17 protein-coding genes are annotated in these 22048 nt (G+C 50.0%); 8 read left to right on the top strand and 9 right to left on the bottom strand.

Translation table 11 applies throughout. From position 1 onward, the window contains the following. Window positions 1-216: 216 nt before the first annotated feature. From ldtD to gloC, 3 genes are all read left to right on the top strand, one after another. The gene (gene ldtD / locus KXD89_RS14160) at window positions 217-2064 is read left to right on the top strand and encodes a L,D-transpeptidase (RefSeq protein WP_000925969.1); all 1848 of its coding nucleotides are present in this window, start codon (window positions 217-219) and stop codon (window positions 2062-2064) included. 180 nt (window positions 2065-2244) lie between these two features. Next, window positions 2245-2793, top strand: coding sequence for a YcbK family protein (locus KXD89_RS14155; RefSeq protein ID WP_001295932.1), 549 nt, complete (start codon window positions 2245-2247; stop codon window positions 2791-2793). Window positions 2794-2819: 26 nt separating this feature from the next. Beyond that, window positions 2820-3467, top strand: a complete 648-nt coding sequence (gene gloC, locus KXD89_RS14150; RefSeq protein WP_001109486.1) for a hydroxyacylglutathione hydrolase GloC — start codon at window positions 2820-2822, stop codon at window positions 3465-3467. 221 nt (window positions 3468-3688) lie between these two features. Here the strand turns inward: gloC and aspC are convergent, their stop codons facing one another. The 4 genes from aspC to pncB all read right to left on the bottom strand — a co-directional run bounded on the left by aspC (window position 3689) and on the right by pncB (window position 9526). Continuing rightward, on the bottom strand, window positions 3689-4879 hold the full coding sequence (gene aspC, locus KXD89_RS14145) for an aspartate transaminase (protein ID WP_000462687.1): 1191 nt from the start codon (window positions 4877-4879) through the stop codon (window positions 3689-3691). A 184-nt stretch (window positions 4880-5063) separates the two neighbouring features. Then, a complete protein-coding gene (gene ompF, locus KXD89_RS14140; RefSeq protein WP_000977920.1) occupies window positions 5064-6152 on the bottom strand; it encodes a porin OmpF in 1089 nt (362 codons plus the stop codon). Between the two features lie 602 nt (window positions 6153-6754). Then, window positions 6755-8155: an asparagine--tRNA ligase gene (asnS, locus tag KXD89_RS14135; protein WP_216685315.1), complete on the bottom strand. Its 1401-nt coding sequence runs from the start codon at window positions 8153-8155 to the stop codon at window positions 6755-6757. A gap of 168 nt (window positions 8156-8323) precedes the next feature. Then, on the bottom strand, window positions 8324-9526 hold the full coding sequence (gene pncB / locus KXD89_RS14130; RefSeq protein WP_001307697.1) for a nicotinate phosphoribosyltransferase: 1203 nt from the start codon (window positions 9524-9526) through the stop codon (window positions 8324-8326). 265 nt (window positions 9527-9791) lie between these two features. Between pncB and pepN the strand changes: the two genes are divergently transcribed. Continuing rightward, window positions 9792-12404 carry an aminopeptidase N gene (gene pepN, locus KXD89_RS14125; protein ID WP_196038994.1) on the top strand — a complete coding sequence of 871 codons (2613 nt, stop codon included), beginning with the start codon at window positions 9792-9794 and terminating at the stop codon, window positions 12402-12404. A gap of 42 nt (window positions 12405-12446) precedes the next feature. Here the strand turns inward: pepN and ssuB are convergent, their stop codons facing one another. Genes ssuB through ssuE form a run of 5 tightly spaced genes read right to left on the bottom strand, consistent with a single transcriptional unit; the run spans window position 12447 to window position 16682 of the window. After that, on the bottom strand, window positions 12447-13214 hold the full coding sequence (ssuB, locus tag KXD89_RS14120) for an aliphatic sulfonates ABC transporter ATP-binding protein (protein ID WP_001090506.1): 768 nt from the start codon (window positions 13212-13214) through the stop codon (window positions 12447-12449). Continuing rightward, a complete protein-coding gene (ssuC, locus tag KXD89_RS14115; protein ID WP_000235203.1) occupies window positions 13211-14002 on the bottom strand; it encodes an aliphatic sulfonate ABC transporter permease SsuC in 792 nt (263 codons plus the stop codon). Before ssuC ends, ssuB begins: the two co-directional genes overlap by 4 nt. A 10-nt stretch (window positions 14003-14012) precedes the next feature. Then, the gene (gene ssuD, locus KXD89_RS14110; protein WP_000056006.1) at window positions 14013-15158 is read right to left on the bottom strand and encodes an FMNH2-dependent alkanesulfonate monooxygenase; all 1146 of its coding nucleotides are present in this window, start codon (window positions 15156-15158) and stop codon (window positions 14013-14015) included. After that, on the bottom strand, window positions 15155-16114 hold the full coding sequence (ssuA, locus tag KXD89_RS14105; protein ID WP_001244308.1) for an aliphatic sulfonate ABC transporter substrate-binding protein SsuA: 960 nt from the start codon (window positions 16112-16114) through the stop codon (window positions 15155-15157). The genes ssuD and ssuA overlap by 4 nt, the downstream gene beginning before the upstream one ends. Next, complete coding sequence (gene ssuE / locus KXD89_RS14100; protein ID WP_001263933.1) at window positions 16107-16682, bottom strand: NADPH-dependent FMN reductase; 576 nt, start codon at window positions 16680-16682, stop codon at window positions 16107-16109. The genes ssuA and ssuE overlap by 8 nt, the downstream gene beginning before the upstream one ends. A gap of 355 nt (window positions 16683-17037) precedes the next feature. Between ssuE and KXD89_RS14095 the strand changes: the two genes are divergently transcribed. From KXD89_RS14095 to KXD89_RS14080, 4 genes are all read left to right on the top strand, one after another. After that, window positions 17038-17577 carry a fimbrial protein gene (locus tag KXD89_RS14095; protein ID WP_000750293.1) on the top strand — a complete coding sequence of 180 codons (540 nt, stop codon included), beginning with the start codon at window positions 17038-17040 and terminating at the stop codon, window positions 17575-17577. Between the two features lie 82 nt (window positions 17578-17659). After that, window positions 17660-18361, top strand: a complete 702-nt coding sequence (locus KXD89_RS14090; RefSeq protein ID WP_001295349.1) for a molecular chaperone — start codon at window positions 17660-17662, stop codon at window positions 18359-18361. A gap of 24 nt (window positions 18362-18385) precedes the next feature. Further along, on the top strand, window positions 18386-20986 hold the full coding sequence (locus tag KXD89_RS14085; RefSeq protein WP_072338357.1) for a fimbrial biogenesis usher protein: 2601 nt from the start codon (window positions 18386-18388) through the stop codon (window positions 20984-20986). Next, the gene (locus KXD89_RS14080) at window positions 20977-22047 is read left to right on the top strand and encodes a fimbrial protein (RefSeq protein ID WP_001165668.1); all 1071 of its coding nucleotides are present in this window, start codon (window positions 20977-20979) and stop codon (window positions 22045-22047) included. Before KXD89_RS14085 ends, KXD89_RS14080 begins: the two co-directional genes overlap by 10 nt. The last annotated feature ends 1 nt before the right edge of the window (window position 22048 follow it).

Below are 22048 nucleotides of genomic sequence, written 5' to 3'. Positions count from 1 at the left end.
CGTTTCTGCACTAAAAAAGTGGCACATTACGGCGCGCTTTTCTTTAAACTTCTTTACATTAGGTTATGTAAAAACGTATCGGCGTTTATATACTGAAGATAAGCCTGATGAGTAACAGGCTTGCTCGTCATACTTTCGTGAGTATTGGCGTTGTACAGGCAAGTCGTAAAATAACAGCCTGGCTATTCAGAGTATGATAAAAACAGGGGGCAAGGGATGTTGCTTAATATGATGTGTGGTCGTCAGCTGTCGGCAATCAGTTTGTGCCTGGCCGTAACATTCGCTCCACTGTTCAATGCGCAGGCCGATGAGCCTGAAGTAATCCCTGGCGACAGCCCGGTGGCTGTCAGTGAACAGGGCGAGGCACTGCCGCAGGCGCAAGCCACGGCAATAATGGCGGGGATCCAGCCATTGCCTGAAGGTGCGGCAGAAAAAGCCCGCACGCAAATCGAATCTCAATTACCCGCAGGTTACAAGCCGGTTTATCTTAACCAGCTTCAACTGTTGTATGCCGCACGCGATATGCAACCCATGTGGGAAAACCGTGATGCTGTTAAAGCCTTCCAGCAACAGCTGGCAGAGGTGGCGATTGCCGGTTTCCAGCCGCAGTTTAATAAATGGGTAGAGTTACTGACCGATCCTGGTGTTAACGGGATGGCACGCGACGTGGTGCTCTCTGATGCGATGATGGGCTATCTCCATTTCATTGCAAATATTCCGGTCAAAGGCACTCGCTGGCTATATAGCAGTAAACCTTATGCACTTGCAACGCCGCCGCTCTCGGTGATTAACCAATGGCAGCTGGCGCTGGATAAAGGTCAATTGCCTACGTTTGTTGCAGGACTGGCACCGCAGCATCCGCAATATGCGGCGATGCATGAATCGTTACTGGCCTTACTCTGTGACACCAAACCGTGGCCCCAACTGACCGGCAAAGCAACGTTGCGCCCAGGGCAGTGGAGTAACGACGTACCGGCGTTGCGCGAAATATTGCAACGCACAGGCATGTTGGACGGGGGGCCGAAAATTACTCTACCTGGCGATGACACGCCAACTGACGCGGTAGTCAGCCCATCCGCTGTTACTGTTGAAACAGCAGAAACTAAGCCGATGGATAAGCAAACGACGTCTCGTAGTAAACCTGCGCCTGCCGTTCGCGCCGCCTACGATAATGAACTGGTGGAAGCCGTTAAACGTTTTCAGGCATGGCAAGGATTGGGGGCAGATGGTGCTATTGGCCCGGCAACACGTGACTGGTTAAACGTAACGCCCGCCCAGCGTGCTGGTGTGTTGGCTCTCAACATCCAGCGATTGCGCTTGCTGCCAACAGAGCTTTCTACCGGGATCATGGTTAACATTCCGGCCTATTCGCTGGTCTACTATCAGAACGGCAATCAGGTGCTGGATTCGCGAGTCATTGTCGGTCGCCCCGATCGCAAAACGCCGATGATGAGCAGTGCCCTTAACAACGTAGTGGTAAACCCGCCGTGGAACGTACCTCCAACTCTGGCACGCAAAGATATTCTGCCAAAAGTGCGCAACGATCCGGGATATCTCGAAAGCCATGGCTATACGGTGATGCGCGGCTGGAACAGCAGAGAAGCGATTGACCCATGGCAGGTTGACTGGTCTACAATCACGGCCTCGAATTTACCGTTCCGCTTCCAGCAGGCTCCAGGCCCACGGAACTCGCTGGGGCGCTATAAATTCAATATGCCGAGTTCAGAGGCCATTTATTTGCATGACACGCCGAACCACAATCTGTTCAAGCGTGATACACGCGCATTGAGCTCAGGCTGTGTACGAGTGAATAAAGCTTCCGATCTGGCGAATATGCTGTTGCAGGATGCAGGCTGGAATGACAAACGTATTTCTGATGCGCTGAAGCAGGGTGATACACGTTACGTCAATATTCGGCAGTCGATTCCGGTGAATCTCTACTACCTGACGGCCTTTGTTGGTGCAGATGGTCGTACCCAGTATCGTACAGATATTTACAATTATGATCTGCCTGCGCGATCCAGCTCGCAAATCGTATCGAAAGCGGAACAATTAATCAGGTAAATGAAGTAGTTCGGGGAAATCAGTTGTCGTAATAATTAGCATGATTGGGGGCGATTCTCTGCAGCCCCCGTCACTGCTGGGGTTGAGTCATCTTGACGTCTGCTTTACGGGCGGTTAAGGTGCCTCTTGTGCGCCAGAAGTGCATATAAACGATAACATTGACCTGTAGACTTGATTATCATGGACAAATTCGACGCTAATCGCCGCAAATTGCTGGCGCTTGGTGGCGTTGCACTCGGTGCCGCCATCCTGCCGACCCCTGCGTTTGCAACACTCTCTACCCCACGCCCGCGCATTTTGACACTCAATAATCTTCATACCGGAGAGTCAATCAAAGCGGAGTTTTTCGATGGCAGAGGCTATATTCAGGAAGAATTGGCAAAACTTAACCATTTTTTCCGCGATTACCGCGCGAACAAAATAAAGTCCATCGACCCAGGATTATTCGACCAGTTGTATCGCCTGCAAGGGTTGTTAGGCACGCGCAAACCGGTGCAACTCATTTCCGGTTATCGTTCTATTGATACCAACAATGAACTACGCGCCCGCAGCCGTGGAGTAGCGAAGAAAAGCTATCACACTAAAGGCCAGGCGATGGATTTCCATATTGAAGGTATCGCGTTAAGCAATATTCGCAAAGCCGCGTTATCTATGCGCGCAGGTGGTGTAGGATATTATCCACGTAGTAACTTTGTGCATATTGATACCGGGCCAGCACGGCACTGGTAGTAATTGCTTAACGAAACAGGGGCAGTATGAACTATCGTATTATTCCGGTCACCGCATTCTCCCAGAACTGTTCATTAATCTGGTGTGAACAAACCCGTCTGGCCGCACTGGTCGATCCTGGCGGCGATGCGGAAAAAATCAAACAGGAAGTTGATGACAGCGGCCTGACACTGATGCAGATCCTGCTGACGCATGGTCATCTGGACCACGTTGGCGCAGCGGCGGAACTGGCGCAACATTACGGCGTGCCGGTTTTCGGCCCGGAAAAAGAAGATGAGTTCTGGCTGCAAGGCTTGCCTGCGCAAAGTCGTATGTTTGGTCTGGAAGAGTGCCAGCCGCTGACGCCAGATCGTTGGCTGAACGAAGGCGATACCATCAGCATAGGGAATGTGACTTTACAGGTGTTACATTGCCCTGGGCATACGCCGGGTCATGTCGTGTTTTTTGATGATCGGGCAAAGCTGCTGATTTCTGGCGATGTTATTTTCAAAGGCGGAGTAGGGCGCAGTGACTTCCCGCGTGGCGATCATAATCAACTGATTTCTTCAATCAAAGATAAATTGCTGCCACTGGGGGATGACGTGATATTTATTCCGGGTCACGGACCATTATCCACACTTGGTTATGAACGCCTGCATAATCCCTTCCTGCAAGACGAAATGCCCGTCTGGTAAGGCACATAAAAAAGCCCGCTTTTAATGCTGGCCTGGATTTCTGGCAAAGTGCGCTTTGTTTATGCCGGATGCGGCACGAGCGCCTTATCCGGCCTACAAAATCGTGCAAATTCAAAATATTGCAGGGGACGCGTAGGCCTGATAAGCGTAGCGCATCAGGCAATGTTGCGTTTGTCATCAGTCTCAGCCCGCTTTTCAGCGGGCTTCATTGTTTTTAATGCTTACAGCACTGCCACAATCGCTTCGCACAGCGGAGCCATGTTATCTGGTGTCATCCCGGCCACATTTACGCGACCAGAAGCAACCGCATATACGCCAAACTCTTCGCGCAGACGCAGCACTTGTTCTTTTGTCAGGCCACTGAAGGAGAACATGCCGTTCTGTTTGATGATAAAGCTGAAGTCGCGGTTTGCGCCTTTTTCCTGCAGCGTATTGACGAACAACTGACGCATACGCTGAATACGCTGGCGCATATCAGTCAGCTCTTGTTCCCAAATCGCACGTAACGCATCGTTGCTCAGGATGGTGGCAACAACAGAAGCGCCGTGTGCTGGTGGGTTAGAGTAGTTAGCGCGAATCGCCGCTTTCATTTGGCTGAATGCGCGATCAACGGTTTCACTGTCGGCAGCAACCAGAGTACAAGCGCCAACACGCTCGTTGTACAGGCCAAAGTTTTTAGAGTAGGAACTGGCAACAATCAGCTCTTTATGCATAGCCGCGAAAGCGCGCAGTCCTTCAGCATCTTCTTCCAGACCACGGGCAAAACCCTGGTAAGCGAAGTCAAACAGCGGTAACCAGCCTTTCTCAACGGAGAGTTGTGCCAGTGTTTGCCATTGTTCCAGCGTAGGGTCGATACCGGTTGGGTTATGGCAGCAGCCATGGAACAGCACTACGTCGCCAGCCTGAGCTTCATTCAGGCTGTTAATCAGTGCATCGAAGTCAAGAGTGTGATTTTCCGCATCATAATAAGCGTATTCACGAACTTCCAGACCTGCAGAGTTAAAGACGCTCTTATGGTTCGGCCAGCTTGGGTTGCTCACCCACACACGCTTAACGCTGGTATTTTTTGCCAGGAAATCGGCAGCCACGCGTAGTGCGCCAGTGCCCCCCGGAGTCTGTGCCGTGCGAGCACGTTTGTCATTGATCAGGGCGCTACCTTTACCAAACAGCAGTTCCTGAGTGCAGCGACCAAATTCAGGGATGCCGTCAATGCCGAGGTAATTTTTGGTGGTTTCATTTTCGAGCAGATACTGTTCAGCCTTTTTCACGCTGGTCAGTACCGGGGTTTTGCCCGTCTCATCTTTATAGACACCAATCCCGAGGTTAATTTTGCCGGGACGTTCATCGGCACGAAACAGATCGGCCAGGCCCAGAATCGGGTCGGCAGGAGCGGCGGTAATGTTCTCAAACATGACGAGGTTCCATTATGGTTACAGAAGGGAAGTCCGCTATCAGGGTAACGGGAGATTTACAAAATTCCAACTATTACTGATGAAAACGCAGGCTGTTTTTGCAAGACGTGAGATTGCTCTGGAAGGTATAAAAAAAACAGGACCAAAGTCCTGTTTTTTCGGCATTTAACAAAGAGGTGTGCTATTAGAACTGGTAAACGATACCCACAGCAACGGTGTCGTCTGAACCTACGCCCAGTTTGTTGTCAGAATCGATCTGGTTGATGATGTAGTCAACATAGGTGGACATGTTTTTGTTGAAGTAGTAGGTTGCGCCCACTTCAAAGTAGTTCACCAGATCAACATCACCGATACCTTCTACGTCTTTCGCTTTAGATTTGGTGTAAGCGATGGACGGACGCAGACCGAAATCGAACTGGTATTGCGCAACTAACAGAACGTCTTGCGTTTTGTTGGCGAAGCCGCTGGTGTTTGTAAATTTATTAGTGATCGGCGTAGCGTTACGGGTTTCACCGTAGTTCGCTGCCAGGTAGATGTTGTTCGCGTCGTACTTCAGACCAGTAGCCCACTGTTCAGCTTTTTTACCGTTGCCAAGAGGTTGAGCTTCTTGCAGGTTGGTACGGTCAGCTGCACCATAAGCACCAACGATACCAAAGCCTTCGTATTCGTAGCTGATAGAACCGCCAACACCGTCGCCGTTAGAACGGCGTGCAGTGTCACGCTCGTTTTTACCCAGGTACTGAACAGCGAAGTTCAGGCCATCAACCAGACCAAAGAAGTTGGAGTTACGATAGGTAGCAACGCCGCCAACACGACCAACGAAGAAGTCATCGCTGTATGCAGTATCACCACCAAATTCTGGCAGCATATCGGTGTAACCCAGTGCATCATAAACCACACCGTAGTTACGGCCGTAATCGAAAGAACCAACGTCAGCGTATTTAAGACCCGCGAATGCCAGACGCGTTTTGTTACCAGTTTGAGCGTCAGCGCCTTCAGAGTTGTTACCCTGGAAGTTATATTCCCACTGACCATAACCGGTCAGATCGGAATTGATTTGAGTTTCCCCTTTAAAACCAAGACGGGCATAGGTCATGTCGCCATTGCCACCGTAACTGTTTTCACCGTTACCCTTGGAAAAATAATGCAGACCAACAGCTTTACCGTACAGATCTACTTTGTTGCCATCTTTGTTATAGATTTCTGCAGCGTTTGCAGTACCTGCTACTAACAGAGCAGGGACGATCACTGCCAGAATATTGCGCTTCATCATTATTTATTACCCTCATGGTTTTTTTTATGACACCTGCCACTGCCGTCAATAAGTTCTGTCAATAAAAATTTACGGAACTATTGATGAGAGTTTGGTGTCTTTATGTGTCTGCAGGCATCTTTCCATTCAAACTAACGTTTCGCTACCGTGAAAGTGCTACAAAGATAAAGATTTGGTTTCAAAAAGAAAAAATATGTAACCAAAAGTAAAATTTAAGGAACTTTGTGAACACCGTCATATTTCCATAGAGACGTGATGATATTTACAGCAATTTTAATCTATTTATATGATTTCCTTATATTTAAATTAACTAAACGGAAATTTTGTTTCTGATGGAAACTTTATCGACCTGGCACAAAATCTTCTTTCAGACATCCAGAATGCCAAAAAATAGTATGAAAATTGTGCTATTAGCTAAGAAAAAACTAATCCGCAATAAGAATGCGGATTAGTTTTTGCGCGTAAATGTTGCAATGTAATATTCCGTAACAGGATGATCGTTATGGCGGGGTTGCAAATAGATTGCTTGACTTAACAAACAGATAACTTGACAGAAAAGATAAAAAAAGAGCCAGCGGGCGCTGGCTCTTGAAGACGCTAAATTAGAAGCTGGCGTTACGCGGAGTACGTGGGAACGGAATCACATCACGTACGTTTTGCACGCCAGTTACGTAAGCAATCAGACGTTCAAAACCAAGACCGAAACCTGAATGCGGAACAGTACCGTAGCGACGCAGATCGCGATACCACCAGTAATCTTCTTTATTCAGGCCCATTTCCAGCATACGCTCGTCCAGCACGTCCAGACGTTCTTCACGCTGGGAGCCACCAATGATCTCACCGATGCCCGGAGCCATAACGTCCATAGCCGCAACGGTTTTACCGTCTTCGTTAAGGCGCATATAGAACGCTTTAATATCTTTCGGATAGTTTTTAACCACTACCGGTGCTTTAAAGTGTTCTTCCGCCAGATAACGCTCATGCTCAGAAGAGAGATCGACTCCCCAGTAAACCGGGTTTTCAAACTTCCTGCCGCAGTTTTCGAGAATGGTCACTGCGTCGGTATAATCCACCTGCGCAAAATCGGCTTCAATGAAGCGTTCCAGACGTGAAACGGCATCTTTATCTACGCGTTCAGCGAAGAATTTCATGTCGTCAGCGCGTTCTTCGAGAACCGCTTTGAAGACATATTTCAGCATGGCTTCAGCCAGACCCGCAATATCGTTCAGGTTAGCAAACGCCACTTCCGGCTCCAGCATCCAGAATTCCGCCAGGTGACGGCTGGTGTTGGAGTTTTCAGCACGGAAAGTCGGGCCGAAGGTATAAATTTTGGACAATGCGCAAGCGTAGGTTTCGCCGTTCAACTGGCCAGATACGGTCAGGAAAGACTCTTTACCAAAGAAGTCTTTGTCGAAATCCACTTTGCCCTGATCGTTACGCGGCAGGTTTTCCAGATCCAGCGTAGAAACGCGGAACATTTCGCCTGCACCTTCGGTATCAGATGCGGTAATCAGTGGCGTTGAAACCCAGAAGAATCCCTGCTCGTTAAAGAAGCGATGCAGCGCCTGCGCCAGCGTATGGCGAACGCGCGCGACGGCACCAATCAGGTTTGTGCGCGGACGCAGGTGAGCGACTTCACGCAGATACTCAATGCTGTGGCGTTTTGCCGCCATCGGGTAAGTGTCTGGATCTTCAACCCAACCAGCAACTTCAACCTTGCTGGCCTGAATTTCAAATTGTTGCCCCTGGCCCGGCGACGCCACGACTTTACCCGTCACAATGACCGAGCAGCCGGTGGTCAGACGCAGGACGTCTTCATTGTAATTGGGCAGAGAATTATTGATGACAGCCTGTACAGGATCAAAGCAGGAACCGTCATAAACGGCGAGGAAGGAGATGCCAGCTTTTGAATCTCGGCGGGTACGTACCCATCCGCGCACGGTGACTTCGCTGTCAACGGCTACACGGCCCTGGAGTACGTCGGCTACAGGCACAACGCTCATAATATTCTCTCTGTTAATAGTCGGAAAAAATAAACACTTGTCCACCCGTAAATGGGGGGATACCTATGTTACCTGGCATCTGCAATCAGACAAGCAGAATTCGCAAATGCAGCGAAAGATTTCGGAATTAAAGGTAAAAAAAGGGAGCCGATTAGCTCCCTGATGATATTAACTGGCTTTTTTAATATGCGGAAGGTCGAACGCTTTGCGCAGCGCCCGAACAAACGCTTTATCATGGCAGATAGTTTTGCCAGGGCTGTCAGAAAGTTTCGCCACCGGTTTACCGTTACACTCTACCAACTTAATGACAATATTCAGGGGTTTTACCTGGGGGATATCGCAGGTCAGGCGAGTCCCAATACCAAAACTTAATTGCACGCGGGAAGAGAAGTGGCGGTATAGCTCAACCGCTTTGCGTAAATCCAGATTGTCAGAGAAAACCAGCGTTTTACTCTGTGGATCAATTCCCAGCTTTTCATAATGTGCAATGGCTTTTTCACCCCATTCAACCGGGTCGCCAGAGTCATGACGCAGGCCCTGATACCGACTAGCGAACTCGACACCGAAATCACGCAGGAAAGCATCCATAGTGATGCAGTCGGTTAATGCAATGCCAAGTTGGTCGGGATACTCTTCCAGCCAGGCAGCAAGTGCAGCTCGCTGGCTGTTGGCTAGATCCGGGCTGATTTGCTGATGTGCCTGGAACCATTCGTGTGCCTGTGTTCCCATCGGCGTGAGGGAAAGCCGACGCGCCAGATCGTAGTTGCTGGTGCCCACAAACCAGGATTCCTGTTGCAGACGCTTAACGATGGTTTCTTGTACTTCGCGAGAAAAACGGCGACGGGTGCCAAAATCCATCAGATGGAAGCGCGACATATCAAGACCGGCGGTTAACGCCGAGAAGTCGACTAATTTGCTTTCCAGCGTGTCGAGGGCTTGCGCAACGTCGGCCTGCGGTGAGCGATAGCGATGTACCATTTCACTGATAACCGCCAGCAAAGGAACTTCCCAGAGGATGACTTCACGCCACGGGCCGCTTAAACGAATATCCAGCTTGCCATTATCGTTGGACACGGTGACTTGTTCCGGGTTAAAGCGGAACTCGCGTAACCAGTTAAGATAGTCGGCCTTAAAGAAAGGCAGGGCAGAAAGCCACTGATATTCATCATCCTGCAGGCGCAGGTGCTGCATCGCCTGAACCTGTTCACGAATAGCATCGGCATAAATACCCAGCAGATCGTCACCTCGGCAACGAAACTCCGCCGCGACATGCACATCGTAATAGTGATGAAACACGGCTTGCTGCATATGCAACTTATAAGCATCTGTATCCAGCAACGAGTGCAGAACAGGAGAAGCGAATTGTGTCATAGGTGCGCAGTAGCGTCCTCGTACAGGAGCGTTTAGTACAATAAACATCTTCAGGAACTGCTGGAGTATACCTTGTTTCGCAATTTATTGAACCCCGATCACACCATATGCCACCTTTCTGGTCGATGGCATTACGCGGTGTATGTTATAAAAATGTAGCAATAAAGGCGTTTGTACCTGAAAAGATGAAGATTCTGCATAGCGCGATTTACGCAACAGGAATAGACTGAACACCAGACTCTATAAAAGATGCTAAAGGTTATTTATGACTCAACAGCCACAAGCCAAATACCGTCACGATTATCGTGCGCCGGATTACCAGATTACTGATATTGACTTGACCTTTGACCTCGACGCGCAAAAGACGGTCGTTACCGCGGTCAGCCAGGCTGTCCGTCATGGTGCATCAGATGCTCCCCTTCGTCTCAACGGCGAAGACCTCAAACTGGTTTCTGTTCATATTAATGATGAGCCGTGGACCGCCTGGAAAGAAGAAGAGGGCGCACTGGTTATCAGTAATTTGCCGGAGCGTTTTACGCTTAAGATCATTAATGAAATAAGCCCGGCGGCGAATACCGCGCTGGAAGGGCTTTATCAGTCAGGCGATGCGCTTTGCACCCAGTGTGAAGCCGAAGGTTTCCGCCATATTACGTATTATCTCGACCGCCCGGACGTGCTGGCGCGTTTTACCACCAAAATTATTGCCGATAAAATCAAATATCCCTTCCTGCTTTCCAATGGTAACCGCGTTGCGCAAGGCGAACTGGAAAACGGACGCCATTGGGTACAGTGGCAGGACCCGTTCCCGAAACCGTGCTACCTGTTTGCGCTGGTGGCAGGCGACTTTGATGTACTGCGCGATACCTTTACCACGCGTTCTGGTCGCGAAGTAGCACTGGAGCTGTACGTCGATCGCGGCAACCTTGATCGCGCGCCGTGGGCGATGACCTCGCTGAAAAACTCCATGAAATGGGATGAAGAACGCTTTGGCCTGGAGTATGACCTCGACATCTATATGATCGTCGCGGTGGATTTCTTCAATATGGGCGCAATGGAGAATAAGGGGCTGAATATCTTTAACTCCAAATATGTGCTGGCCCGCACCGACACCGCCACCGACAAAGATTACCTCGATATTGAACGCGTTATCGGCCATGAATATTTCCATAACTGGACCGGTAACCGAGTGACCTGTCGCGACTGGTTCCAGCTCAGCCTGAAAGAAGGTTTAACCGTCTTCCGCGATCAGGAGTTCAGCTCTGACCTTGGTTCCCGCGCAGTTAACCGCATCAATAATGTACGCACCATGCGCGGATTGCAGTTTGCAGAAGACGCCAGCCCGATGGCGCACCCGATCCGCCCGGATATGGTCATTGAGATGAACAACTTCTACACCCTGACCGTTTACGAGAAGGGCGCGGAAGTGATTCGCATGATCCACACCCTGCTTGGCGAAGAAAACTTCCAGAAAGGGATGCAGCTTTATTTCGAGCGTCATGATGGTAGTGCAGCGACCTGTGACGACTTTGTGCAGGCGATGGAAGATGCGTCGAATGTCGATCTCTCCCATTTCCGCCGTTGGTACAGCCAGTCCGGTACACCGATTGTGACCGTCAAAGACGACTACAATCCGGAAACCGAGCAGTACACCCTGACCATCAGCCAGCGCACGCCAGCCACGCCGGATCAGGCAGAAAAACAGCCGCTGCATATTCCGTTTGCCATCGAACTGTATGATAACGAAGGCAAAGTGATCCCGTTGCAGAAAGGCGGTCATCCGGTGAATTCCGTGCTGAACGTCACTCAGGCGGAACAGACCTTTGTCTTTGATAATGTCTACTTCCAGCCGGTGCCTGCGCTGCTGTGCGAATTCTCTGCGCCAGTGAAACTGGAATATAAGTGGAGCGATCAGCAACTGACCTTCCTGATGCGTCATGCGCGTAATGATTTCTCCCGCTGGGATGCGGCGCAAAGTTTGCTGGCAACCTACATCAAGCTGAACGTCGCGCGTCATCAGCAAGGTCAGCCGCTGTCTCTGCCGGTGCATGTGGCTGATGCTTTCCGCGCGGTACTGCTTGATGAGAAGATTGATCCAGCGCTGGCGGCAGAAATCCTGACGCTGCCTTCTGTCAATGAAATGGCTGAATTGTTCGATATCATCGACCCGATTGCTATTGCCGAAGTACGCGAAGCACTCACTCGTACTCTGGCGACTGAACTGGCGGATGAGCTACTGGCTATTTACAACGCGAATTACCAGAGCGAGTACCGTGTTGAGCATGAAGATATTGCAAAACGCACTCTGCGTAATGCCTGCCTGCGTTTCCTCGCTTTTGGTGAAACGCATCTGGCTGATGTGCTGGTGAGCAAGCAGTTCCACGAAGCAAACAATATGACTGATGCGCTGGCGGCGCTTTCTGCGGCGGTTGCCGCACAGCTGTCTTGCCGTGACGCGCTGATGCAGGAGTACGACGACAAGTGGCATCAGAACGGTCTGGTGATGGATAAATGGTTTATCCTGCAAGCCACCAGCCCGGCGGCGAATGTGCTGGAGACGGTGCGCGGCCTGTTGCAGCATCGCTCATTTACCATGAGCAACCCGAACCGTATTCGTTCGTTGATTGGCGCGTTTGCGGGCAGCAATCCGGCAGCGTTCCATGCCGAAGATGGCAGCGGTTACCTGTTCCTGGTGGAAATGCTTACCGACCTCAACAGCCGTAACCCGCAGGTGGCTTCACGTCTGATTGAACCGCTGATTCGCCTGAAACGTTACGATGCCAAACGTCAGGAGAAAATGCGCGCGGCGCTGGAACAGTTGAAAGGGCTGGAAAATCTCTCTGGCGATCTGTACGAGAAGATAACTAAAGCACTGGCTTGATAAATAACCGAATGGCGGCAATAGCGCCGCCATTCGGGGAATTTACCCCTGTTTTCTCAGGCGAGTTTCAGATTCACCACGTTGCATCACCCGTTGCAACACCTCCGCTTCCAGCTCCGCTAATCGCACCGACCCTAATCGACGCGGACGGGGGATATCCACTGTCAAATCCAGACCAATTTTTCCCTCTTCAATTAACAGCACCCGGTCAGCCATCGCTACCGCTTCGCTCACATCATGCGTCACCAACAGTACGGTAAAGCCGTGCTCCTGCCAAAGTGACACAATCAAATCCTGCATCTCGAGTCGCGTTAAGGCGTCCAGCGCCCCGAGCGGTTCATCAAGCAACAATAATCCCGGTCGATGAATCAACGCTCTTGCCAGCGCCACTCGCTGTTTCTGCCCGCCAGAAAGTGCGGCAGGCCATTCCCCTGCGCGATTCTCCAGTCCTACCGCAGCCAACGCTCGACGTGCGGCATCGCGCCACTGGCCTTTAAGGCCTAACCCAACGTTATCAATCACCGATTTCCACGGTAGCAGACGCGCATCCTGAAACATCATTCGCGTGTCTTCCTGAATTTCAGCCAGCGGTGTGGTGCCCGCTAACACATCGCCTGCGGTTGGCGTTTCCAGACCTGCCAGCAGGCGCAGCAGGGTACTTTTGCCACCACCGCTGCGGCCCACCACCGCCACAAACTGACCTGCCGGAATATGTAAATCCAGTTGGTTCAGGACGATATTTTCCGCGTAATGTTTGCTTACTGCATTGAGCAACAATGGCGTGCCCTGGTTCAGACGAGCAGTATTCATACCGTGGCCTCCTTCAAATGATAAGCCGGGTTCCAGCGCAACCAGAGGCGCTCTAACAGCTGCGCGCTGACGTCAGCCAGTTTGCCGAGCAGGGCGTAAAGAATAATAGCGACTACCACCACGTCCGTTTGCAAAAACTCCCGCGCATTCATCGCCAGATAACCAATGCCTGAATTGGCAGAAATGGTTTCGGCAACAATCAGCGTCAGCCACATCAGGCCCAACGCAAAACGCACGCCGACCATAATTGAGGGCAGGGCACCAGGCAGGATCACATGGATAAACAGCGGTATGCCGGATAATCCATAGCTACGCGCCATCTCCACCAACCCGCGATCGATATTACGGATGCCATGCCAGGTGTTGATATAAATGGGGAATAGCGTACCGAGCGCCACCAGAAAGATTTTTGCGGATTCATCAATGCCAAACCACAAAATCACCAGCGGGATCAGCGCCAGATGCGGCACGTTGCGCAACATCTGAATTGAGGTATCCAGCAGCCGTTCTCCCCAGCGAGATAGCCCGCTAATCAGTCCCAAAATCAACCCCAGCGATCCGCCAATTGAAAAGCCAATCAGCGCCCGCCAGGAGCTGATCGCCAGATGCTGCCACAGTTCGCCGCTGGCGGAGAGCGTCCAGAACGCCGTCACCACTCCTTCCGGTGAAGGCAAAATACGCGTCGACAGCCAGCCAACCGAGGAGGCCAGTTGCCACACCGCCACGATGCCCACCGGTAAAAACCAGGGGGCAACGCGCAATAACCACTTCTTCACTGGCGTTGCCATTATTTCTTCCTTAGCTTTGCGCGACTTTACGGGGGATAAAATCATTCGCCACCGCTTCGCCTTGCGGATTCAGCGGCTGCGGCTGGGGAATTTCCGGGATGGCGACATCCAGAAGCGGGAACAGCAACTCGCCAACCCGATACGCTTCTTCCAGATGCGGATAGCCCGAAAGCACAAAACTGTCGATGCCAAGCGCGGCATATTCGTTGATTCGCGCAGCGACCGTAGGACCATCGCCCACCAGCGCCGTCCCGGCACCGCCGCGCACTAAGCCAACGCCCGCCCATAAATTGGGGCTGATCTCCAGATTGTCGCGCTTGCCGTTATGTAACGCCGCCATTCGCTGTTGCCCTACGGAATCCGTCCGGGCGAATGCGGCCTGTGCTTTGGCGATAGTTTCATCATCAAGATGCGAGATTAACCGCTCGGCGGCCTGCCACGCTTCGTCGTTAGTTTCACGAACAATCACATGCAGACGAATACCGAAACGAATTTTGCGTCCATGCGCGGCAGCTTTCGCCCGCACTTGTTCGATTTTCTCTTTAACCAGTTCCGGCGGTTCGCCCCAGGTGAGGTAGAGATCAACCTGTTCTGCCGCCAGCTCCTGGGCGACATCTGACGATCCGCCAAAGTAAAGTGGCGGATACGGCTGTTGAATCGCCGGGAAGAGCAGTTTTGCTCCGCGCACATGAATATGTTTACCGTTGAAATCGACGGTTTCTCTCTGCAATAAACGCCGCCAGACCTGGGTAAATTCCGCCGAGGCTTCGTAGCGCTCGCTATGATCAAGGAACACTCCGTCGCCTGCCAGCTCTTGTGGATCGCTGCCTGTGACCAGGTTAAACAACGCACGTCCATTTGAGAGACGGTCAAGCGTGGCGGCCTGGCGGGCGGCAACGGTAGGTGAGGTTACGCTGGGACGCAGGGCGACAAGAAACTTCAGCCGCTGCGTCACCGGGATCATCGATGCGGCAACCAGCCACGCATCTTCGCAGGAGCGCCCCGTTGGAATTAGCACACCGGTATAGCCAAGACGATCCGCCGCTTGCGCAATTTGTTGCAGATAACCGTGATCAACCGGGCGTGAACCTTCTTCCGTTCCCAGATAATGCCCGTCACCGTGGGTCGGTAAAAACCAGAACATATTCAGACTCATAATTGTTTTCCTTCCAGTTGAGTGGGCTGCCAGATGCGCTGGCGAATATCGACTTTTTTCGGCACCAGACGATTTTCATAAAACAGATCTGCCGTTTGCTGCTGTAAGGCGGCAACCTCGGCGTTAACCGGTTTGATGGTGGTAGGAGGGCGATGATCTAAGTAAGAGGCAATCACCGGTGCCGGTAAGCCCATCGTTTTTGCCAGTAAAGCGATGCTTTGCTCGCGCTGGCTGCGGGTTAACGCATCGGCCTCACTAAAGGTTGCCAGTACGCCCTGAATAAAAGCGCCGTTTTTTTCTGCATAGGGACGAGCTGCCAGATAAAACGATCCAGTTTGATTGAGATCGGTGCCGTCTTTCAGCACCCGCACGCCGCCCTGTAATAATGCAGCAGAGTAGTAGGGATCCCAGATAGCCCAGGCGTCAACGTTACCTTGCTGGAACGCGGCGCGGGCATCAGCGGGCGTCAGGTAAGTGGGTTGGATATCGGTAAACTTAAGTCCGGCCTGACGCAGTGCACGCAGTAAAAGGTTGTGTGAACTGGAACCTTTCTGAAAGGCAACTTTGTGACCTTTAAGATCGGCTACGGTTTTGATCGGGCTGTTTTCTGCCACCAGAATCACTTCGGCTTTGGGCTTCGGTGGCTCGACGCCCACGTACACCAAATCAGCCCCGGCAGCCTGGGCAAAGATTGGCGGAATATCCCCGGTACTGCCGAGATCAATACTGCCAACGTTTAACGCTTCCAACATTTGCGGACCCGCGGGGAACTCCACCCAGGAGATTTTTGATTCCGGATAGCGTTTTTCCAGTAACTGGTGGCTTTTTGCCAGCACCATACCAATACTGCCTTTCTGATAGCCTATACGTAACGCTTCAGGCGAGGATTCTGCAGCAACCGCAAAAGTAGAGACGCTAAGCAATCCCGCCAGCGCCAGTTTAATGATGTTACGCATGGGCATTACCTCGCAGAGACAGAAGGTCAGGAACCTGAACATCGCGGCGGTGCAATGCCTGCCAGAAAGTTTCTAGCGCGGTATCAAGACGGGTTTGCAGATTTGGCGTGAACTGGGGTCTGTGATGGTAATCAATTACTTGTGAGTCATCGGCAAACACGCCGTGCAGGATCTCCTGAGCTTTCAGTGCGCTTAAAACTGGTTTAAGGGCATAATCGACCGCCAGCAGATGGGCCACGGTACCGCCCGTCGCCAGCGGTAGCACCACTTTGCCTTGCAAAGCGCGTTCTGGCAGCAGGTCGAGCAGGGTTTTCAACGCACCGGAATAGGCGGCTTTATACACAGGCGTGGCGACAATCAGCCCATCGGCCTGTTGCAGCTGTTCGGTGAAGGTCTTGAGTGCCGGACTATCGAAACGAGCATAAAGTAGATCTTCCGGGGCGAAGTTTTGCAGATTCCAGTGATAAACCTCTACATCCAGGCCATTTAGTTTTTCCCGCGCATATTCCAGCAAGGAGCTGGAGCGAGAAGGAAAGCGAGGACTACCCGCCAGGGTGATGACACGCATACTCTCTCCTTATAACCAATTGTTCTTTTTTTGTTAACATTGATAACAATTCGGTCAGTCTGTCGGAGAGACAAGAAAATTCCAAATATAAATTTTGTGTATCTTTTTCTGAAAATAAACTAAAGAAAGGGCTTTATATATCACGCATATTTATTTATTGGATAGTCATTAGATGTTGAATCAATGAATTACTCGTTCAGTTAATATTTAAATATTCATGAAATCTATAAATTAAAGATTTGTCACTTATTGGATTTAGTATGCTTGATTTAAATGGCGGACAATTATTGTTATTATTAAGTCTAATGTCATTTAAAGGCATTATCATATTTACGAAGAGATCAGGATGATAACGATGAAAAAAAGTGTATTGACGGCGTTTATAACTGTGGTATGTGCAACGTCCAGCGTTATGGCTGCTGATGATAATGCTATCACGGATGGCTCAGTAACATTTAATGGTAAAGTTATTGCTCCAGCTTGTACCCTGGTAGCTGCGACGAAAGATTCCGTGGTGACTTTGCCAGATGTTAGTGCCACGAAGTTGCAAACCAATGGTCAGGTTTCTGGCGTGCAAATTGATGTGCCAATTGAATTAAAAGATTGTGATACTACCGTAACAAAAAATGCAACGTTCACCTTTAATGGCACTGCGGATACTACTCAGATTACAGCGTTTGCTAACCAGGCCTCATCTGATGCTGCTACAAACGTGGCCCTGCAAATGTATATGAATGATGGTACAACGGCCATCACGCCAGACACAGAAACCGGGAACATTTTGTTGCAGGATGGAGATCAGACGTTGACTTTTAAAGTTGATTATATCGCTACGGGGAAAGCGACTTCAGGTAATGTGAATGCGGTAACAAATTTCCATATTAACTATTATTAATAGAACTCATTAATTGTTTTATTAATTAGTACCCCTCCAGTGTTCTGGAGGGGATATTCATATTTTTTAAGAGTGACTATTTATGAAAACTTGCATAACAAAGGGAATTGTGACCGTAAGTTTAACGGCAATATTACTCAGCTGCTCATCCGCATGGGCGGCAGGTAAAGGCGGGATTGGACTTGCAGCAACACGTCTTGTTTATTCAGAAGGTGAAGAGCAAATTTCACTGGGTGTACGTAACACCAGTCCGGATGTTCCTTATCTTATTCAGTCATGGGTGATGACCCCAGATAATAAAAAATCAGCAGACTTTATTATTACACCACCGCTATTTGTGCTGAATCCGGCAAATGAGAATCTGTTACGCATTATGTACATTGGAGCGCCGTTGGCGAAAGACAGAGAAACCCTTTTCTTCACTAGCGTACGGGCAGTCCCTTCAACAACGAAGCGGAAAGAGGGAAATACCCTGAAGATTGCCACACAAAGCGTCATCAAACTTTTCTGGCGACCAAAAGGTTTAGCGTATCCCTTAGGCGAGGCTCCGGCGAAACTGCGTTGCACTTCGTCAGCTGACATGGTTACGGTCAGTAACCCAACACCTTATTTCATTACCCTGACAGACCTGAAAATAGGTGGAAAAGTAGTTAAAAATCAAATGATTTCCCCCTTTGATAAATACCAATTTTCTCTGCCAAAGGGGGCCAAAAATAGCAGCGTAACGTATCGAACCATCAATGACTACGGGGCGGAAACGCCGCAACTCAACTGTAAATCGTAAGCCGTCTTCAGTTAAGAGAGCGAGATGTATAGAACTCATCGACAACACAGCCTGTTAAGCTCTGGTGGAGTGCCATCGTTTATTGGTGGGCTGGTGGTGTTTGTGTCGGCAGCGTTCAATGCACAAGCTGAAACCTGGTTCGATCCTGCTTTTTTCAAAGATGATCCCTCAATGGTGGCCGATTTGTCTCGTTTCGAAAAAGGACAAAAAATAACGCCAGGGGTTTATCGTGTCGATATTGTTCTGAATCAGACAATTGTAGATACGCGCAACGTCAATTTTGTTGAGATAACGCCAGAGAAGGGGATTGCCGCCTGTTTGACGACTGAAAGCCTGGATGCAATGGGTGTTAATACTGATGCGTTTCCGGCTTTTAAACAACTGGACAAACAAGCGTGTGTGCCATTGGCGGAGATTATTCCGGATGCCAGCGTAACGTTTAATGTGAATAAACTCCGTCTGGAAATTTCAGTACCGCAAATCGCCATCAAAAGTAATGCCCGTGGTTATGTCCCCCCTGAACGTTGGGATGAAGGGATCAACGCGCTATTACTGGGATATTCGTTTAGCGGGGCTAACAGTATTCATAGCAGCGCAGACAGTGATTCTGGCGACAGCTATTTTCTGAATTTAAACAGTGGCGTTAATTTAGGCCCATGGAGATTGCGCAACAATTCAACATGGAGTCGTAGTAGTGGCCAAACCGCAGAATGGAAGAATCTCAGCAGCTATTTGCAACGGGCGGTTATTCCTCTGAAAGGCGAACTGACCGTAGGTGATGATTATACTGCAGGCGATTTTTTCGATAGTGTCAGCTTTCGTGGTGTGCAGCTGGCGTCAGATGACAACATGCTGCCAGACAGCCTGAAAGGGTTTGCGCCTGTGGTGCGTGGTATCGCCAAAAGCAATGCCCAGATAACGATTAAGCAAAATGGTTACACCATTTACCAAACTTATGTATCGCCTGGTGCTTTTGAAATTAGTGATCTCTATTCCACGTCGTCGAGCGGTGATTTGTTAGTTGAAATCAAAGAAGCGGACGGCAGCGTCAATAGCTACAGCGTACCGTTCTCCAGTGTGCCATTACTCCAGCGTCAGGGGCGAATCAAATACGCGGTGACACTGGCGAAATACAGAACCAATAGTAATGAACAGCAGGAGAGCAAATTTGCCCAGGCCACGTTGCAGTGGGGCGGACCGTGGGGAACGACCTGGTATGGTGGTGGACAATATGCTGAATATTACCGTGCCGCCATGTTTGGTCTGGGATTTAACCTCGGCGATTTCGGAGCAATTTCGTTCGATGCGACCCAGGCGAAGAGTACGCTAGCAGATCAAAGCGAACATAAAGGTCAGTCATATCGTTTTCTGTATGCCAAAACGCTCAACCACTTGGGCACTAACTTTCAATTGATGGGCTATCGCTATTCGACGTCGGGTTTCTACACCCTTTCCGACACCATGTATAAACATATGGATGGCTACGAATTTAATGACGGTGATGATGAAGATACGCCGATGTGGTCGCGTTATTACAATTTGTTTTACACCAAACGTGGCAAACTGCAGGTCAATATCTCCCAGCAATTAGGCGAGTACGGTTCGTTTTATTTAAGTGGTAGCCAGCAAACTTACTGGCATACGGATCAACAGGATCGGCTATTACAGTTTGGCTACAACACGCAAATTAAAGATCTTTCGCTGGGGATTTCCTGGAACTACAGTAAGTCCCGTGGTCAACCTGATGCTGATCAGGTGTTTGCTCTAAATTTTTCCCTGCCGCTCAATCTGTTGCTCCCCAGAAGTAATGATAGCTATACCAGGAAAAAAAATTACGCCTGGATGACCTCTAACACCAGTATCGATAACGAAGGGCACACTACACAAAACCTGGGTTTAACGGAGACATTACTCGATGACGGTAACCTGAGCTACAGCGTGCAACAGGGATATAACAGCGAGGGGAAAACGGCTAATGGTAGCGCCAGCATGGATTACAAAGGGGCGTTTGCGGATGCCCGAGTGGGCTACAACTACAGCGATAACGGCAGTCAACAACCACTGAACTACGCTCTTTCAGGCAGTTTAGTTGCCCATTCACAGGGCATTACCCTGGGGCAATCGCTGGGGGAAACTAACGTTCTGATTGCAGCACCAGGCGCAGAGAATACTCGTGTGGCGAACAGCACCGGGCTGAAAACTGACTGGCGCGGATATACCGTTGTTCCTTATGCCACTTCTTATCGGGAAAATCGAATCGCACTTGATGCGGCGTCGTTAAAACGTAACGTGGATCTTGAAAATGCAGTAGTCAACGTGGTTCCCACCAAAGGGGCGTTGGTTCTGGCGGAGTTCAATGCCCATGCGGGTGCAAGGGTATTAATGAAAACATCAAAGCAGGGTATACCGCTGCGTTTTGGCGCGATAGCGACGCTGGACGGCGTACAGGCTAATAGCGGCATAATTGATGATGATGGCTCGCTCTATATGGCGGGTTTACCGGCGAAGGGAACAATAAGCGTGCGCTGGGGCGAAGCTCCCGATCAAATTTGTCATATCAATTACGAGCTTACCGAACAACAAATTAACTCTGCGATTACGCGAATGGATGCCATATGCAGATAATCTTTGGAGAAAAATGCGTGTCATTACTACGACTATTTTTTGCCGCCGTCTTAATGTTATGGTGCGCTCAAACCGCTGCTTATAGCGGGCAGTGTCATACTACTCAGGGGAATCCGTATATTGGCGTCAATTTTGGCGTTAAAACCCTGGAGGAAGAAGCAAATACGGCAGGGGTAGTTAAAGACAAATTTTATCAGTGGAACGAATCGAATGATTATTATGTTTCCTGTGATTGCGATAAAGACAATGTCAGAAGTGGCCGATGGGCATTCGCCGCGGATTCACCGTTAGTCTATTTAGGCGACAACTGGTACAAAATTAATGACTATCTTGCCGCCAAAGTTTTATTGCAGGTTAAAGGCAGTTCTCCTACTGCGGTTCCTTTCGAAAACGTGGGCACAGGGGGGGATACCCGATGGCATATTTGCGACCCTGGCGGTCAACGTTTAGGTGGGCAGGGGGCAAGCGGTAATAGCGGTAGCTTTTCCCTGAAAATATTGCAGCCGTTCGTTGGCTCGGTCGTCATTCCTCCTATGGCGCTGGCGCGATTATATGAATGCTACAACATACCCGCAGGTGATTCCTGCACGACTACAGGTACACCGGTTTTAGTGTATTACCTGTCTGGTACGATCAATTCACTTGGCTCATGTTCCGTCAATGCCGGAGAGACAATTGAAGTTGATTTAGGTGATGTCTTCGCTGCCAATTTCCGTGTTGTAGGGCATAAACCTCTTGGGGCCAGAACGGCAGAACTTGCAATTCCAGTCAGGTGTAACACGGGAAACGCGGGATTAGTTAATGTCAACCTGAGTCTGACGGCAACCACAGACCCCAGCTATCCCCAGGCGATTAAGACGTCACGTCCTGGCGTGGGCGTGGTGGTGACCGATAGCCAGAACAACATTATTTCCCCTGCTGGTGGAACATTACCGCTCTCTATTCCTGATGATGCAGACAGTATCGCGCGAATGAATGTCTATCCAGTCAGCACGACAGGTGTACCACCAGAAACCGGGCGATTTGAAGCCACGGCAACGGTGAGAATAAATTTTGATTAAC

Source organism: Escherichia sp. TC-EC600-tetX4 (assembly GCF_019356055.1).
In the GTDB taxonomy this organism is placed as follows: Bacteria; Pseudomonadota; Gammaproteobacteria; order Enterobacterales; family Enterobacteriaceae.
This window is presented reverse-complemented; position numbering and strand designations above follow the sequence as displayed.